This is a genomic window from Streptomyces endophyticus (assembly GCF_035798155.1).
GTDB lineage: Bacteria > Actinomycetota > Actinomycetes > Streptomycetales > Streptomycetaceae > Streptomyces > Streptomyces endophyticus.
Genome location: NZ_JAOZYC010000013.1, coordinates 80,891 through 97,353, shown reverse-complemented (window position 1 = coordinate 97,353; position 16,463 = coordinate 80,891). Strand labels below are relative to the sequence as shown.

Sequence of the window (16,463 nt, the reverse complement as noted above, 5' to 3'; positions counted from 1 at the left end):
GGTCCGTCAGTCGGTATCGCGTCGAGAGGCCTCCGGAGCGTGCTCCGGGGGCCTCTCCCCTTCCCGCGCGAACACCTGCAACAGCCACGACGAGAACGAGCCGGTGACCGCGCCGAGCAGGGCCAGGCCGCAGGCCATCACACCCACCGCCACGAGCCGGCCGAGCGGAGTGACAGGCGCCAGGTCGCCGTAGCCCACGGTCGACAGCGTCGTGCACGTGAACCACACCGCGTCGCCGTACGTACGAATGTCCGCGCCGGGCGCCATGTGCTCCTGCTGGTACAGGGCCAGCGACCCCGCGAAGCCGAGCAGTGTCACCGAGAGGCCCGCGTACGCGATCACGCGCGCGTGCAGCGACAGTCGCGGCTCGTTCTGTCGGCGCTGCACCGCCTCGTAGGCCTGCACGATCCGTACGGGCCGCAGCAGCGGAAGCAGCAGGACGAGCGTGTCCAGCCAGTGCGTGCGGATGAAGCGCGGCCAGCGCCGCCCGCTCAGGTGCCGGCGCACCACGTAGTCCACGATGAACACCGCCCACGCGGCGAGCGTGAGGGCGAGGCACAGGGCCCGAAGGGCTTCGGGCAGTGCCTGGCCGAGGACCCGGACCGCGTACCCGGCGAGGTAGACGAGCGAGGCCACCGCCAGGACGACGCCGTTGTGCCGCTCCCAGCGGGCGAGTGGGGTGTCGGTCATCCCGACAGCATCGCCCGCGCCGACCTGGGGTGGTACCCGCCGACACGCCTCTGTGAGGTGACGCAATATGCTGCATTGCATGACGAGTGAGCCGGAGCAGCAGGTCGGTCCAGTGGGTGAGCCGGACGGATTCGGGCGTCTGTGGACCCCGCACCGCATCGCGTACATCCAGGGCGAGGGCAAACCGAGCGGCCCCGGGGCCGACGACGGCTGTCCCTTCTGCACGGCTCCCGGCAAGTCCGACGAGGACGCGCTGATCGTGGCCCGCGGCAGCCACGTCTTCGCGATCCTCAACCTGTACCCGTACAACGGCGGGCACATGATGGTGCTGCCCTACCGGCACGTCGCCGACTACACCGACCTCGACCCGAACGAGACGGCGGAACTCGCCGACTTCACCAAGCGCGCCATGTCCGCGCTGCGCTCGGCCTCGGGCGCGCACGGCTTCAACATCGGCATGAACCAGGGCGCGGTCGCGGGGGCCGGCATCGCGGCCCATCTGCACCAGCACATCGTTCCGCGCTGGGGCGGCGACACCAACTTCATGCCGGTCGTCGGCCACACCAAGGTGCTGCCGCAGATGCTCGCCGACACGCGCACGGCGCTGGCGAAGGCCTGGCCGGGCGAGTGAGCACGCGCCCTACGCGTTGTACGTGTCCGCCTTCCCCGGTGTCGGGTCCTGGACCGCGCCGCTGAGGAAGCCCGAGCGATTGCCGAACTTCTCGGTGTCCACGCCGTTCTCGTCGAGCACCCTGATGGCCGCCGCGTGCACCACGCGCAGCACGGGCGTGGCCGTGCGCAGTGCGTCGTCCGCCATGAAGCGGTGCCGCCACGGCTGATCGGCCCAGGCGTGCCGCAGGCCGAACGGCTCGGGCAGCACCAGCTTGCCGCCGAGGTGGTCCAGGAGTGGCGGATACCAGGTGAAGGGGGCGCGGACCGCGATCCGGACCGCCTCGTCCGAGGTGATCAGCGGGAGCGTCTTCTCCGTGGTCTCCCAGAACCGTATGGGCTTGGAGATCTCCTTCTTCTTCGGCTCGGGCTTCGACGTGAACAGGGAGTGCACCGGACCGAGCGCGTGCCCGGTCACTTCTATCCGCAGTGTCTGGTGCAGCACCGTCACCGTGATCAGCATCGTGATCACCAACTGGCCGTCCCAGAGCGTGAACTGGACGCCCAGGTAGTGGCGGCTGCCGCCGCCGAACTGCTGCTCGTTGCAGATCCGCTCTATCTCGTGCGTCCTGGTCTCGAACGCATCGACGTTCACGCCGGAGGGGCGGGTCACGCTCTTCGCGTTCTCACCGATCGGCGAGACGATCCAGTGCTTGACCGAAGGCGTGGGAAAGCCGCCCGTGTGGATGGGCTTGCGCTCCAGGAGGCGGAGCTGGTCGTGGATCGCGCGGATCACGTCCCAGCTGCGGAACGGGTGGATGTCCTTGCCGGGCTCCTTGGACACCAGGTCCTCGGCCAGCTGCCAGCCGCCCCAGCGCGTGCCCATGCCCAGGATGCCCTTGGGGCCGGCGTAGAACACGGAGTTCGACTGCTGCTCGGCCGACAACTTGGCGAGATTCTGCCGCAGTTGCTCCGCGGCGGTCTCACCCGGGCTGCCGGGCACCGCCTCCGGGATCTTCGCACCGATCCCGCCGCCCGACAGCAGCCCGCCCCAGCGGTCCCGCAGGTCCCGCGCGGTGCGCTCACAGATCCGCCGCGCCCAGATGCCGCCGATCACGGGCGCCACGAAACAGGCGCGCAGATACCAGGTCCAGCCGCTGTCGGACGGAAGCTTGACGAGCACGATCACGACGGCGACGAACACGACGGCCAGCACCGCCATGGTGAGGGCGGCCCGGCCGCGCGCCGCACGCTCGTGCTTCTTGGCCTCGCGCTTCTCCTTGGCGCCCTTGCCCTCGGCCTCCTGGACCTCCTTCTCGGCCAGAGCCACCCGGATGTTGTCCCTGCGGCGGATCTCGAACGCGGTCACCCAGAGCAGGAAACCGGGCAGGAAGAGGAAGCCGAACACCACCGTCACCAGCGTGAGCAGGCTGTCGCGCTGGCGCCGGATCCGATTGGCCGCGAGGCAGTGCTCCACGACGACCTGCGGTTCGGTGCCGAACGACTGGATGAGCGGCTTGCGCGCGCCGCCCAGCATCCGCACCTGCACCGCCCGCGCGAAGGCCTCACCGAGGTTCGGCGCGAACAGTGACCACATCCCCTTCTTCACCTGGGACTTGTGCCACTCGTTGTTGGTGTCCTCGATCTTCACCGCCGGGTCGTCCCGGTACGCGGCCGAGGCGATGGCGAACGTCGCGGCGGTCTGGCCCGCGGAACCCTGCAGCGGGATCTGCGCGCCCGGTCGGAAGTCGAAAATTCCGTCGGCCGAAGCCGGCTTCATCGTGTCCGCCACTGCCACCCCCATCACCGCGAGCCGTCGCTGCGGCTTTTCCCGACTTGCCCGCCCCGCACACCTGTTGGGCGCGCCGTCGGCCGGATCCGGCTGATCTTCGACCAGCGTAGCGGCCGCCACCGACACCGGCCCCGAGGAACGGGAAGCCGGGGCCGGTGTGCGGCCCTGGGGTCGACTACGGGACGTCCTGGGCCTGTTCGCGGATCCGCTCGCTCAACTGGGCAGGCATCGGCTCGTGCCGGGCGTACTCGCGGCTGAAACGCGCGGTGCCGTGCGACAGGGAGCGCAGGTCCACGGCGTACCGGCCGATCTCGATCTCCGGCACCTCGGCCCGGATCAACGTCCGCCCGCCCGATGCCTGTTCGGTGCCGACGACGCGGCCGCGCCGCCCGGACAGATCGCTCATCACGGTTCCCACATAGTCGTCGCCGACGAGGACCTCGACCTCGGCCACCGGCTCCAGGAGATGGATCCGCACATCGGCCGCGGCCTCGCGCAGCGCGAGCGCCCCAGCCGTCTGGAATGCCGCGTCGGACGAGTCCACCGAGTGCGCCTTGCCGTCGAGCAGGGTCACCCGCACGTCGATGAGCGGATATCCCGCCGCGACGCCCTTCGTCGCCTGCGCCCGCACGCCCTTCTCCACGGACGGGATGAACTGCCGGGGGACCGCGCCGCCGACGACCTTGTCCACGAACTCGATGCCCGAGCCGCCGGGCAGCGGCTCCACCTCGATCTCGCAGATCGCGTACTGGCCGTGGCCACCGGACTGCTTCACGTGCCGGCCGCGCCCCGCCGACCTGCCCGCGAACGTCTCCCGAAGGGAGACCTTGTGCGGGATGACGTCGACCTGCACCCCGTACCGGCTGCGCAGCCGTTCGAGGGCGACGTCCGCGTGCGCCTCGCCGAGGCACCACAGCACCACCTGGTGCGTGTCCTGGTTCTGTTCCAGGCGCATCGTCGGGTCCTCGGCGACCAGGCGTGAAAGACCCTGCGAGAGCTTGTCCTCGTCGGCCTTGCTGTGCGCCTGGATGGCCAGCGGAAGCAGCGGGTCGGGCATCTCCCACGGCGACATGAGCAGCGGCGCCTCCTTCGCCGACAGCGTGTCCCCGGTCTCCGCCCGGCTCAGCTTCGCGACGCACGCCAGATCGCCTGCGATGCAGTGGGTCAACGTGCGCTGCTGCTTCCCGAAGGGGGCCGAGAGCGCCCCGATCCGTTCGTCCGCCTCGTGCAGGGCGCGGGTCTCGTGCCCGTGGTCGGAAAGCCCGTGGCCCGAGACGTGCACCGTCTCGTCGGGACGCAGGGTGCCGGAGAAGACGCGGACGAGCGAGACCCGCCCCACGTACGGGTCGGACGCGGTCTTCACGACCTCCGCCACCAGCGGCCCTTCCGGGTCGCAGGCGTGGATGTCGAGCTCCTTCCCGTCGCGCCCGCGCACGTCGGGAGCGGCCCGCTCCAAGGGCGTCGGGAAGCCGCCGGTGATCAGTTCGAGGAGTTCGACGGTGCCGATGCCCTGCCGTGCGTCCTCCGGCGCCGGGGCCGCCGCGAGGACCGGGTGGAAGACGCCGCGCGCGACGGCCCGCTCCAGGTCGTCGATGAGCGTCTTGACGTCGATCTCCTCGCCGCCCAGATAGCGGTCCATGAGGGTCTCGTCCTCGCTCTCCGAGATGATCCCCTCGATGAGCCGGTTGCGGGCCTCCTCGATCAACGAGGCCTGGTCGGCGTCCGGTTCCGACTCCTTGCGTTCGCCCGACGCGTAGTCGAAGAGGCGCTGCGAGAGCAGCCCGATCAGGCCCGTCACGGGCGCGTGCCCGTCCGGCGCCCGTTCGCCGCGCAGCGGGAGGTACAGCGGAAGCACGGCGTCCGGGTCGTCGCCACCGAAGACCTCGGCGCAGGTCCGCGTCATGTCCTCGAAGTCGGCGCGCGCCGCCTCCAGGTGCGTGATCACGATGGCCCGCGGCATGCCGACCGCCGCGCACTCCTCCCACACCATGCGCGTCGCGCCGGCCATCGTCTCGGGCCCGTCGGCCGCGGAGACGATGAAAAGGGCCGCGTCCGCAGCCCGCAGACCGGCCCTCAGCTCCCCGACGAAATCCGCGTAGCCGGGGGTGTCCAGTAGATTGATCTTGAACCCGTCCCACTCCAGAGGGACGAGCGAGAGCTGGACCGAGCGCTGCTGGCGATGCTCGATCTCGTCGTAGTCGGAGACGGATGTGCCGTCCTCGACACGGCCCGCCCTGTTCACCGCCCCCGCGGTCAGCGCGAGGGCCTCCACCAAGGTCGTCTTGCCCGATCCGCTGTGGCCGACCAGCACCACATTCCGTACGGACGCGGGATGGTCGGCCGTCGCTGCCCTGCCGGCGGCTCCGGGGTGTCCGTTGCTCTTGTCGCCCATGCCTTGCCTCCCGGTTGCTTGCTCGGTGAGGTCGTGAGGGCGCGGACACGCGAATCCGCGTGCGGAGGCGGCTTCGGCGACGCCCGCGGTGTCTTCGAGCTTTCCACTCGGGTCACTGTGCGTCCATACGTCGTACCGGATCGCACGCGCGCGGGGCGGCCCGTCGGCGGTTCGTACGTGTGCGTGGCTACGATGGGCCAGCCGGTGGCCAGAGGGGCCGCGCGGCCACCGACCCTCGGGAAGGCCATGCTGAACAAGTACGCGCGTGCATTCTTCACGCGTGTCCTCACACCGTTCGCCGCGTTTCTCATCCGCCGCGGAGTCAGCCCCGACGCGGTCACGCTCCTGGGCACCGCCGGAGTCGTGGCCGGTGCGCTGGTCTTCTATCCGCGCGGTGAGTTCTTCTGGGGAACCGTCGTCATCACGCTGTTCGTGTTCTCGGACCTCGTGGACGGCAATATGGCGCGCCAGCTGGGCCGCTCCAGCCGCTGGGGCGCCTTCTTGGACTCCACGCTCGACCGGGTCGCCGACAGCGCCATCTTCGGCGGCCTGGCGCTCTGGTACGCCGGTGGCGGCAACGACAGCGTCCTGTGCGCCGTGTCGATCTTCTGCCTCGCCAGCGGCCAGGTCGTGTCCTACACGAAGGCACGTGGAGAATCGATCGGCCTGCCCGTCGCCGTGAACGGGCTCATCGAGCGGGCCGAGCGGCTCGTCATCTCGCTCGTCGCCGCGGGCTTCGCCGGGCTGCACAAGTTCGGCGTGCCCGGCATCCAGTACCTGCTGCCGGTCGCCCTGTGGATCGTCGCCGTGGGCAGCCTGGTCACGCTGATCCAGCGCGTGGTCACGGTGCGCCGCGAGTCCGCCGAGGCCGACGCGGCGGCCGCCGAGGAGGGGGCCACCTCGTGAGCGGGACGCAGGAGCGGATCACCGACACGCTGTACGGGCTCGGCTGGGCGACCGTCAAGAAGCTGCCCGAGCCGGTCGCGCAGCGCCTCGGCCGCACGATCGCCGACGCCGCCTGGAAGAAGCGCGGCAAGGGTGTGCAGCGCCTGGAGGCCAACCTCGCGCGCGTGGTGCCCGATGCCACTCCACAGCGTCTGCGACAGCTCTCCAAGAAGGGCATGCGCTCCTACTTGCGCTACTGGATGGAGTCCTTCCGGCTCCCCGCGTGGAGCAAGGAGCGCATCCAGGAGGGCTTCTCGGTCAAGGACGTCCACTACCTCACCGAGGGCCTGGACGCCGGCAAGGGTGTCGTCCTCGCGCTGCCCCACATGGGCAATTACGACCTGGCGGGCGCCTGGGTCACCACCGAGCTGGACATCCCGTTCACGACCGTCGCCGAGCGGCTCAAGCCGGAGACCCTGTACGACCGTTTCGTCGCCTACCGGGAGGGCCTCGGTATGGAGGTGCTGCCGCACACGGGCGGCGCCGCCTTCGGGACGCTCGCCCGGCGGCTGCGTGCGGGCGGCCTGGTCTGCCTGGTCGCGGACCGGGACCTGTCGTCCTCCGGTGTGGAGGTCAAGTTCTTCGGTGAGTCGACGCGGATGCCCGCCGGGCCCGCGATGCTCGCCCAGCAGACCGGCGCGCCGCTGCTCCCGGTCACCCTCTGGTACGACGGCTCGCCCATAATGCGGGGTCGCATCCATCCACCCGTCGACGTGCCGGAGACAGGTACGCGGGCCGAGAAGACGTCTGTGATGACGCAGGCGCTGGCCGATGCCTTCGCCACAGGGATCGCGGACCATCCGGAGGACTGGCACATGCTCCAGCGCTTGTGGCTCGCCGACCTCGACCATTTCGAAGAGAGGCCGGCGTGAGGATCGGAATCGTCTGCCCGTACTCCTGGGACGTGCCGGGCGGCGTCCAGTTCCACATCCGCGATCTGGCGGAGCACCTCATCGCCCTGGGGCACGAGGTGTCCGTCCTCGCCCCCGCGGACGACGAGACCCCGCTGCAGCCGTACGTCGTGTCGGCGGGCCGCGCGGTTCCCGTGCCGTACAACGGCTCGGTGGCGCGCCTGAACTTCGGTTTCCTGAGCGCCGCGCGCGTACGCAGGTGGCTGCACGACGGCACGTTCGACGTGATCCACATCCACGAACCGGCGTCCCCGTCGCTGGGCCTCCTGACCTGCTGGGCCGCGCAGGGCCCGATCGTCGCGACCTTCCACACGTCCAACCCGCGCTCGCGCGCCATGATCGCCGCGTATCCGATCCTGCAGCCCGCCCTGGAGAAGATCAGCGCGCGCATCGCGGTGAGCGAGTACGCGCGCCGTACGTTGGTCGAGCACCTGGGCGGCGACGCGGTCACCATCCCGAACGGCGTCGACGTCGACTTCTTCGCGCGGGCCGAACCCAAGCCCGAGTGGCAGGGTGACACGATCGGCTTCGTCGGCCGCATCGACGAGCCCCGCAAGGGCCTGCCGGTGCTCATGAAGGCGCTGCCGAAGATCCTCGCGGAGCGCCCGCAGACCCGGCTCCTGGTCGCGGGGCGGGGCGACGAGGACGAGGCGGTGGCCTCGCTGCCCAAGGAGATGCGCGACCGCGTCGAGTTCCTCGGCATGGTCAGCGACGAGGACAAGGCGCGCCTGCTGGCGAGCGTCGACGTGTACGTCGCGCCCAACACCGGAGGCGAGAGCTTCGGCATCATCCTCGTCGAGGCGATGTCGGCGGGCGCACCCGTACTCGCCTCCGACCTGGACGCCTTCGCCCAGGTCCTCGACCAGGGCGCGGCAGGCGAACTCTTCACCAACGAGGACGCGGACGACCTCTCCGTCGCGGCCCTGCGCCTCTTGGGCGACCCGGACCGCCGTGCCGAACTACGCGCGCGTGGCAGCAAGCACGTCCGCCGCTTCGACTGGTCCACGGTCGCCGCTGACATCCTCTCGGTCTACGAGACGGTGACCCAGGGCGCGGCCGCTGTGGCGACGGACGAGCGGACGGGCCTCAGGGCGCGCTTCGGGCTGGCGCGGGACTGACGCCCGCCGCGACCCCGGTAGCCTTGCCGCCCGTGACCGTCACCCTCATCTGGATCGCCGTAGCCCTCTTCGCGATCGGGCTCTATCTGAGCTGGACCGCAGGAAGGCTCGACCGCCTGCACGCCCGAATCGACGCGGCCCGCGCCGCCCTCGACGCCCAACTCCTGCGCCGCGCCTCGGTCGCCCAGGAACTGGCCACGTCGGGCGTGCTCGACCCGGCCGCGTCGATCGTGCTGTACGAGGCGGCACACGCCGCGCGCCAGGCCGAGGAGGAGCAGCGCGAGGTCGCGGAGAGCGAGCTCAGCCAGGCGCTCAGGGCGATCTTCAGCGAGCCCGACCAGGTCGGGGTGGTCCGCGAGGCCCCCGGCGGTGACGAGGCCGCTGAGGAGCTCGCCCAGGCGGTCCGCCGCGTCCCCATGGCCCGCCGCTTCCACAACGACGCCGTGCGCGCGGCCCGCGCGCTGCGCCGCCACCGCACGGTCCGCTGGTTCCGGCTCGCCGGGCACGCCCCGTTCCCGCTGGCCTTCGAGATGGACGACGAGCCGCCGGCGGCGCTGGCCGACCGGGCCACCCACTAGTTCCCAGGCCAAAAGGAGCCACCGGCTACCCATTGGCCCTTGTAGTGGCCTGCTCCCCAGAGGTTTCCTCAGTGCTGAAAGAGCCTTCTTCACCGAGTGAGGTCACCCGTGTCCACTTCTGAAAACACCGCCACCGGCACCGCCCGCGTCAAGCGAGGCATGGCCGAGCAGCTCAAGGGTGGCGTCATCATGGACGTCGTCACGCCCGAGCAGGCGAAGATCGCCGAGGACGCCGGCGCCGTCGCCGTGATGGCCCTGGAGCGGGTTCCGGCCGACATCCGTAAGGACGGCGGCGTGGCCCGGATGTCCGACCCGGACATGATCGAGGGCATCATCGGCGCCGTCTCGATCCCGGTGATGGCCAAGTCCCGCATCGGTCACTTCGTAGAGGCCCAGGTGCTGCAGTCCCTCGGCGTCGACTACATCGACGAGTCCGAGGTGCTCACCCCGGCCGACGAGGTCAACCACAGCGACAAGTTCGCCTTCACGACCCCGTTCGTCTGTGGCGCCACCAACCTGGGCGAGGCCCTGCGCCGCATCGCCGAGGGCGCCGCGATGATCCGCTCCAAGGGTGAGGCCGGCACCGGCAACGTCGTCGAGGCCGTCCGCCACATGCGCCAGATCAAGCACGAGATCGCCAAGCTGCGCGGCTTCGACAACAACGAGCTGTACGCCGCCGCCAAGGACCTGCGCGCCCCGTACGAGCTGGTCAAGGAGGTCGCCGAGCTCGGCAAGCTGCCGGTCGTGCTGTTCTCCGCCGGTGGCGTCGCCACCCCCGCCGACGCGGCGCTGATGCGCCAGCTCGGCGCCGAGGGCGTCTTCGTCGGCTCGGGCATCTTCAAGTCCGGCGACCCGGCCAAGCGCGCCGCCGCCATCGTGAAGGCCACCACCTTCTTCGACGACCCGAAGATCATCGCGGAGGCGTCCCGCAACCTCGGCGAGGCCATGGTCGGCATCAACTGCGACACGCTGCCCGAAGGCGAGCGCTACGCGAACCGGGGCTGGTGATGACCACTCCCGTGGTCGGAGTGCTCGCGCTCCAGGGCGACGTGCGGGAGCACCTCGTCGCCCTGGCCGCGTCCGACGCCGTGGCCAGACCCGTGCGGCGCCCCGAAGAACTGGCCGAGATCGACGGCCTCGTGATCCCCGGCGGCGAGTCGACCACCATCTCGAAGCTGGCCCACCTCTTCGGCCTGATGGAGCCCCTTCGCGCGCGCGTGCGTGACGGTCTGCCCGTCTACGGGACGTGCGCCGGCCTGATCATGCTCGCCGACAAGATCCTCGACCCGCGCTCGGGCCAGGAGACCATCGGCGGCATCGACATGATCGTGCGGCGCAACGCCTTCGGGCGGCAGAACGAGTCCTTCGAAGCGGCGGTCGACGTCCGGGGCGTCGAGGGCGAGCCTGTCGAGGGCGTCTTCATCCGGGCTCCCTGGGTGGAGTCCGTGGGCGCCGAGGTGGAGGTGCTCGCCGAGTACGAGGGACACATCGTGGCCGTGCGCCAGGGCGACGCCCTCGCGACGTCCTTCCACCCGGAACTCACGGGGGACCACCGGATCCACGCCCTGTTCGTGGATATGGTGCGGGCGAGGGGCGCTTCGGGTTCCTTGTAGGATCTCTGGCGTTCGTAAAGTTGGTTACGCGAAGGAGACAGGCAGATGTCCGGCCACTCTAAATGGGCTACGACGAAGCACAAGAAGGCCGTGGTCGACGCCAAGCGCGGCAAGCTCTTCGCGAAGCTGATCAAGAACATCGAGGTTGCGGCGCGCTCCGGCGGCATCGACCCCGATGGAAACCCGACGCTCGTCGACGCCATCCAGAAGGCCAAGAAGAGCTCGGTCCCGAACAAGAACATCGACTCCGCGGTCAAGCGCGGCGGCGGCCTCGAGGCCGGCGGCGCCGACTACGAGACGATCATGTACGAGGGCTACGGCCCGAACGGTGTCGCGGTGCTCATCGAGTGCCTCACCGACAACCGCAACCGTGCCGCCTCCGACGTCCGTGTCGCCATGACCCGCAACGGCGGCAACATGGCCGACCCCGGTTCGGTCTCGTACCTCTTCAACCGCAAGGGCGTCGTGGTCGTCCCCAAGGGCGAGCTGTCCGAGGACGACGTCCTGGGTGCCGTGCTCGACGCGGGCGCCGAGGAGGTCAACGACCTGGGTGAGTCCTTCGAGGTGCTCTCCGAGGCCACCGACCTGGTCGCGGTCCGCACCGCGCTCCAGGAGGCCGGGATCGACTACGACTCGGCGGACGCCAACTTCGTCCCGACCATGCAGGTCGAGCTGGACGAGGAGGGCGCGCGCAAGATCTTCAAGCTCATCGACGCGCTCGAGGACAGCGACGACGTGCAGAACGTCTTCGCCAACTTCGACGTCTCCGACGAGGTCATGGAGAAGGTCGACGCCTGACGTGACATCAGCGGCGGGCCGATGGGACACACCCCGTCGGCCCGCCGCTTTGTCAGTGGCACCCGATAGCCTGCACAAACAGGCGATCGAAGGTTGGGGGCAGTCGTGCGCGTTCTCGGGGTGGACCCGGGTCTCACCCGGTGCGGTGTCGGCGTGGTCGAGGGGATCGCGGGACGGCCGCTGACGATGCGCGGCGTCGGGGTCGTCCGGACGCCCGCGGACGCCGAGTTGGGGCACCGCCTCGTCGCCATCGAGCAGGGCATCGAGCAGTGGCTCGACGAGCACAGGCCCGAAGTCCTCGCCGTGGAGCGGGTGTTCAGCCAGCACAACGTCAGTACGGTGATGGGCACCGCCCAGGCCAGCGCCGTCGCCATGCTGTGCGCCTCGCGCCGCGGCATCCCCGTGGCGCTGCACACGCCCAGCGAGGTCAAGGCCGCCGTCACCGGCACGGGCCGCGCGGACAAGGCGCAGGTGGGCGCCATGGTGACGCGCCTGCTGAGGCTCGACGCGCCGCCCAAGCCGGCCGACGCGGCCGATGCGCTCGCCCTCGCCATCTGCCACATCTGGCGCGCCCCCGCGCAGAACCGACTGCAGCAGGCCGTGGCACAGCACGCGGCCCAGGCGTCCAGGACCTCCCAAGCCACCCGCGCTTCCCACGCACCGAACGCATCGCACGCATCGAACGCACCGAAAGGCCGTACCGCATGATCGCCTTCGTCAGCGGCCCCGTCGCCGCCCTCGCCCCCGACGCCGCGGTGGTCGAGGTGGGCGGTGTCGGCATGGCCCTCCAGTGCACGCCGAACACGCTGTCCACGCTGCGTATCGGCCAGCAGGCCAAGCTCGCCACCTCCCTCGTCGTGCGCGAGGACTCGCTCACCCTGTACGGCTTCGTGGACGACGACGAGAAGCAGACGTTCGAGCTGCTGCAGACGGCGAGCGGCGTCGGCCCGCGCCTGGCGCAGGCGATGCTCGCCGTGCACAGCCCGGACGCGCTGCGCAGAGCGGTCTCCACGGGTGACGAGAAGTCGCTCACGGCCGTCCCCGGCATCGGTAAGAAAGGCGCCCAGAAGCTGCTCCTCGAACTGAAGGACCGGCTCGGCGAGCCGCTCGGCACGGGCGGCCCGGCCATCGGTACGGCCGTCACCAGCGGCTGGCGCGAGCAGTTGCACGCCGCACTGATCGGCCTCGGCTACGCCACCCGCGAGGCCGACGAGGCGGTCGACGCGGTCGCCCCGCAGGCCGAGGCCACGGACGGCACGCCGCAGGTGGGCCGGCTCCTGAAGGCGGCCCTGCAGACCCTCAACCGCACCCGCTAGCCGACCGCCCCACCACCCGCACCCACCCGTAACGCGAGGCACCACACATGAACTGGGACGAGACCACCGAAGACGCCGCGACGCCGCAGGCCGACCGGCTCGTTGGTGCGTCCGCCGACCATGAGGACCAGGCCGTAGAGGCGGCCCTGCGTCCCAAGGACCTGGGTGAGTTCATCGGTCAGGAGAGGGTCAGGGAGCAGCTCGACCTGGTCCTGCGCGCCGCCCGCGTGCGCGGGGCCACCGCCGACCACGTCCTGCTCTCCGGCGCCCCCGGCCTCGGCAAGACCACCCTCTCCATGATCATCGCGGCCGAGATGGGCGCCCCGATCCGGATCACCTCCGGCCCCGCGATCCAGCACGCGGGCGACCTCGCGGCGATCCTCTCCTCGCTCCAGGAGGGCGAGGTCCTCTTCCTCGACGAGATCCACCGGATGTCGCGGCCAGCCGAGGAGATGCTCTACATGGCGATGGAGGACTTCCGGGTCGACGTCATCGTCGGCAAGGGCCCCGGCGCCACCGCCATCCCGCTGGAGCTGCCGCCCTTCACCCTCGTCGGCGCGACCACGCGCGCGGGGCTGCTGCCGCCGCCGCTGCGCGACCGCTTCGGCTTCACCGCGCACATGGAGTTCTACGGGCCCCCCGAGCTCGAGCGGGTGATCCACCGCTCGGCGAGCCTCCTCGATGTGGAGATCGACACGGCGGGTGCCGCCGAGATCGCCGGGCGCGCCCGCGGCACCCCCCGCATCGCCAACCGCCTGCTGCGCCGCGTCCGTGACTATGCGCAGGTCAAGGCCGACGGACAGATCAACAGGGACATCGCGTCCGTCGCGCTCGGCGTCTACGAAGTGGACGGTCGCGGCCTCGACCGCCTGGACCGCGCCGTGCTCGAAGCCCTGCTCAAGCTGTTCAGCGGTGGGCCTGTGGGACTTTCGACACTGGCCGTCGCCGTGGGGGAGGAGCGTGAGACGGTGGAAGAGGTCGCCGAGCCCTTCCTCGTCAGGGAGGGACTCCTGGCGCGCACCCCCAGGGGACGTGTGGCGACTCCCGCCGCGTGGGCCCACCTGGGACTCACCGCACCCCAAGGGAGACCTGGGGCAGGCGGACAACCTGACCTCTTCGGGGCATGACGGCGCGCGTACTCGCGGGAGCTGGAACCCCGGTGCCACGCTGAGCGTTGTTCCCACAGTGCGGACTCGCTTAGACTCCGCCGACGTCGCCTTTACGACGGCGCAATACCCCATCATCGATACGGCTGCTCTTCGTCGCGGCCGAATGAAGGAAGTTCCTACCCGTGAGTCCTGTGACCCTCCTCCCGTTCATTGTGCTCATCGGGGCCATGTTCCTGATGACCCGGTCTGCCAAGAAGAAGCAGAAGCAAGCCGCGGACATGCGCAATGAGATGCAGCCCGGCTCCGGCGTCCGCACGATCGGGGGCATGTACGGCACGGTCAAGGAGGTCCACGACGACGCCGTGCTCCTCGACGCCGGCCCCGGGGTCCACCTCATGTTCGCGAAGAACGCCATCGGCGCCGTGCTCACCGATGACGAGTACAACCGCATCGTTCACGGCGAGGAAGTCGTTGATGATGACGAACTGACCAACGACGCCGTCGTGCCCGACGACGCCTCTTCCCTCACCGAGACCGACGAGACCGCCGCCGCTGACGACTCGCGCATCGACCTCGGCAAGAAGGACGAGCCTGCCGAGGACGCCGAGGCTGCCGAGGCCGAGAAGGCCGAGAAGGCTTCCAAGGCCGACGACGCCGAGGCGAAGAAGACCGACGGCGAGTCCGACGCGAAGTAGTACGGCCGGAACCGTGGGGCGTCCGCTCGATGTGCCCCGCGGTTCCTGTTCGTGCGTGACCCGCGCGGACTCTCGACCATTTCATGGCCGCCTGGGCACCCAACCCCGATGCCGGGCGGATGGAGAGGGAGTACGAGAAGGTGGCCACACCTAAGAACAGCCGAGGGGCAGGTGCCCAGTCGAAGCCCGGGCGCGCCCTGGGCCTGATCGTGATCATCATGGTCGCGCTCGTCGGGGGGATGTTCGCCTCCGGCACGTTCACCCCGCGCCTTGGTATCGACCTCGCGGGCGGCACCAGCATCACGCTGGAGGCCAAGAACGAGCCGGGCAAGCCCAACGCGATCAACAAGACCAACATGGACACGGCGGCGGACATCATCAACCGCCGTGTCAACGGCATGGGTGTCTCCGAGGCCGAGGTCCAGACGCAGGGCAAGAGCAACATCATCGTCAACATCCCGCGAGGGACGAACGAGAAGCAGGCTCGCGAGCAGGTCGGTACGACCGCGCAGCTCTACTTCCGTCCGGTGCTCACGATGACCTCCGGCCAGCCGGCCGGCAAGGGTGACAAGTCGGCCACCCCGTCCCCGAGCGCCTCGACCGGCGGCAAGGCGACCGACAAGACCACCGGCTCGGACAAGGCGACCGACACGTCGACGGCCAAGCCGTCCCCGAGCGCCACGACGCAGGGCCGCGCCGTCACCGACAGCCTCAAGGCCGACGCGACGCCGAGCGCCTCCGCGAAGACCGGCGACGACGCCCAGGCGACCCCGAGCGCCAGCACGGACCCGGCGACCGCCGCGCTGCAGAAGAAGTTCATGCAGCTCGACTGCACGGACAAGGCCGCCCGCACAAAGATCAACGAGGGCGCGAAGTCCTCCGACCCGATCATTGCCTGCGGGCAGAGCCAGGGCCAGTGGCAGAAGTACGTTCTCGGCCCGTCCGAGGTGGGCGGCAAGGACGTCAAGAAGTCCCAGGCGACCATCAACCAGCAGAACGGCCAGTGGGTCGTGAACATGGAGTTCACGGGCTTCCGGATCGAAGAAGTTCGCCGCGACGACCAGCAAGCTCAAGAGCCAGCAGTCGCCGATGAACCAGTTCGCCATCGTGCTCGACGGCGACGTGGTCTCCGCCCCCAGCGTCAGCTCCACCCTGAGCCAGAACGCCGAGATCTCCGGCTCCTTCACCCAGGAGTCCGCCCAGGACCTCGCGAACGTGCTGTCCTACGGCGCCCTGCCGCTGACCTTCCACGAGCAGAGCGTCACCTCGGTGACCGCCGCGCTCGGCGGTGAGCAGCTCAACGCCGGCCTGATCGCGGGCGCCATCGGCCTCGCGCTGGTCATCATCTACCTGGTGGTCTACTACCGGGGCCTGTCGATCGTCGCCCTCGCCTCGCTGCTCACCTCCGGCATCCTCACGTACACCCTGATGACGCTGCTCGGCCCGGCCATCGGCTTCGCGCTGAACCTGCCGGCCGTCTGTGGTGCCATCGTGGCGATCGGTATCACCGCGGACTCGTTCATCGTGTACTTCGAGCGAATCCGGGACGAGATCAGAGAGGGACGCACCGTGCGCCCCGCGGTGGAGCGCGCCTGGCCGCGGGCCCGACGCACCATCCTGGTCTCGGACTTCGTGTCGTTCCTCGCGGCCGCGGTGCTCTACATCGTGACCGTCGGCAAGGTGCAGGGCTTCGCGTTCACGCTCGGCCTGACCACCCTGCTCGACGTCGTCGTGGTCTTCCTCTTCACCAAGCCGCTGATGACGGCCCTGGCCCGCACCAAGTTCTTCACCGGCGGGCACAAGTGGTCCGGCCTCGACCCGAAGCGCCTCGGCGTGCAGCCTCCGCTGCGTCGCACCCGCCGCGCCACCCGCCCTGTCGACCCGAAGGAGGCGTGAG

The 16,463-nt window shown here is 70.1% G+C and carries 15 protein-coding genes and 1 pseudogene; 13 read left to right on the top strand and 3 right to left on the bottom strand.

Annotated elements, in window-relative coordinates; genetic code table 11:
- Positions 1–6: 6 nt before the first annotated feature.
- Entirely contained in the window at positions 7–690 is a 684-nt protein-coding gene (locus OKJ99_RS03730) for a potassium channel family protein (RefSeq protein WP_326014274.1), read from the bottom strand.
- Positions 691–757: 67 nt separating this feature from the next.
- Here OKJ99_RS03730 and OKJ99_RS03725 point away from each other — a divergent pair, with 67 nt between their 5' ends.
- Entirely contained in the window at positions 758–1,321 is a 564-nt protein-coding gene (locus tag OKJ99_RS03725; RefSeq protein ID WP_326014273.1) for an HIT family protein, read from the top strand.
- A 9-nt stretch (positions 1,322–1,330) separates the two neighbouring features.
- Here the strand turns inward: OKJ99_RS03725 and OKJ99_RS03720 are convergent, their stop codons facing one another.
- Positions 1,331–3,079: a hypothetical protein gene (locus tag OKJ99_RS03720; protein ID WP_326014346.1), complete on the bottom strand. Its 1,749-nt coding sequence runs from the start codon at positions 3,077–3,079 to the stop codon at positions 1,331–1,333.
- 187 nt (positions 3,080–3,266) lie between these two features.
- A complete protein-coding gene (locus OKJ99_RS03715; protein WP_326014272.1) occupies positions 3,267–5,483 on the bottom strand; it encodes an elongation factor G-like protein EF-G2 in 2,217 nt (738 codons plus the stop codon).
- A gap of 192 nt (positions 5,484–5,675) precedes the next feature.
- Between OKJ99_RS03715 and pgsA the strand changes: the two genes are divergently transcribed.
- The 12 genes and pseudogenes from pgsA (at position 5,676) to secD (ending at position 16,462) form a co-directional block, all read left to right on the top strand.
- On the top strand, positions 5,676–6,389 hold the full coding sequence (pgsA, locus tag OKJ99_RS03710) for a phosphatidylinositol phosphate synthase (protein ID WP_326014345.1): 714 nt from the start codon (positions 5,676–5,678) through the stop codon (positions 6,387–6,389).
- Positions 6,386–7,300 (top strand): phosphatidylinositol mannoside acyltransferase, encoded by a 915-nt coding sequence (locus OKJ99_RS03705; RefSeq protein WP_326014271.1) that lies wholly within the window; start codon positions 6,386–6,388, stop codon positions 7,298–7,300. The genes pgsA and OKJ99_RS03705 overlap by 4 nt, the downstream gene beginning before the upstream one ends.
- Complete coding sequence (locus tag OKJ99_RS03700; RefSeq protein WP_326014270.1) at positions 7,297–8,457, top strand: glycosyltransferase family 4 protein; 1,161 nt, start codon at positions 7,297–7,299, stop codon at positions 8,455–8,457. Before OKJ99_RS03705 ends, OKJ99_RS03700 begins: the two co-directional genes overlap by 4 nt.
- A 32-nt stretch (positions 8,458–8,489) precedes the next feature.
- The gene (locus OKJ99_RS03695) at positions 8,490–9,035 is read left to right on the top strand and encodes a LemA family protein (RefSeq protein WP_326014269.1); all 546 of its coding nucleotides are present in this window, start codon (positions 8,490–8,492) and stop codon (positions 9,033–9,035) included.
- Positions 9,036–9,143: 108 nt separating this feature from the next.
- Complete coding sequence (gene pdxS, locus OKJ99_RS03690) at positions 9,144–10,043, top strand: pyridoxal 5'-phosphate synthase lyase subunit PdxS (protein WP_407700639.1); 900 nt, start codon at positions 9,144–9,146, stop codon at positions 10,041–10,043.
- Complete coding sequence (pdxT, locus tag OKJ99_RS03685) at positions 10,043–10,648, top strand: pyridoxal 5'-phosphate synthase glutaminase subunit PdxT (protein WP_326014268.1); 606 nt, start codon at positions 10,043–10,045, stop codon at positions 10,646–10,648. Before pdxS ends, pdxT begins: the two co-directional genes overlap by 1 nt.
- Before the next feature lie 45 nt (positions 10,649–10,693).
- Entirely contained in the window at positions 10,694–11,446 is a 753-nt protein-coding gene (locus OKJ99_RS03680; protein WP_326014267.1) for a YebC/PmpR family DNA-binding transcriptional regulator, read from the top strand.
- A gap of 105 nt (positions 11,447–11,551) precedes the next feature.
- Positions 11,552–12,154, top strand: coding sequence for a crossover junction endodeoxyribonuclease RuvC (gene ruvC, locus OKJ99_RS03675; RefSeq protein WP_326014266.1), 603 nt, complete (start codon positions 11,552–11,554; stop codon positions 12,152–12,154).
- Entirely contained in the window at positions 12,151–12,762 is a 612-nt protein-coding gene (gene ruvA, locus OKJ99_RS03670; RefSeq protein ID WP_326014265.1) for a Holliday junction branch migration protein RuvA, read from the top strand. The genes ruvC and ruvA overlap by 4 nt, the downstream gene beginning before the upstream one ends.
- Before the next feature lie 47 nt (positions 12,763–12,809).
- On the top strand, positions 12,810–13,889 hold the full coding sequence (ruvB, locus tag OKJ99_RS03665; RefSeq protein WP_326014264.1) for a Holliday junction branch migration DNA helicase RuvB: 1,080 nt from the start codon (positions 12,810–12,812) through the stop codon (positions 13,887–13,889).
- Positions 13,890–14,053: 164 nt separating this feature from the next.
- A complete protein-coding gene (yajC, locus tag OKJ99_RS03660) occupies positions 14,054–14,566 on the top strand; it encodes a preprotein translocase subunit YajC (RefSeq protein WP_326014263.1) in 513 nt (170 codons plus the stop codon).
- A 140-nt stretch (positions 14,567–14,706) separates the two neighbouring features.
- Positions 14,707–16,462 (top strand): annotated as a pseudogene (gene secD, locus OKJ99_RS03655) (protein translocase subunit SecD).
- Position 16,463: the final 1 nt, after the last annotated feature.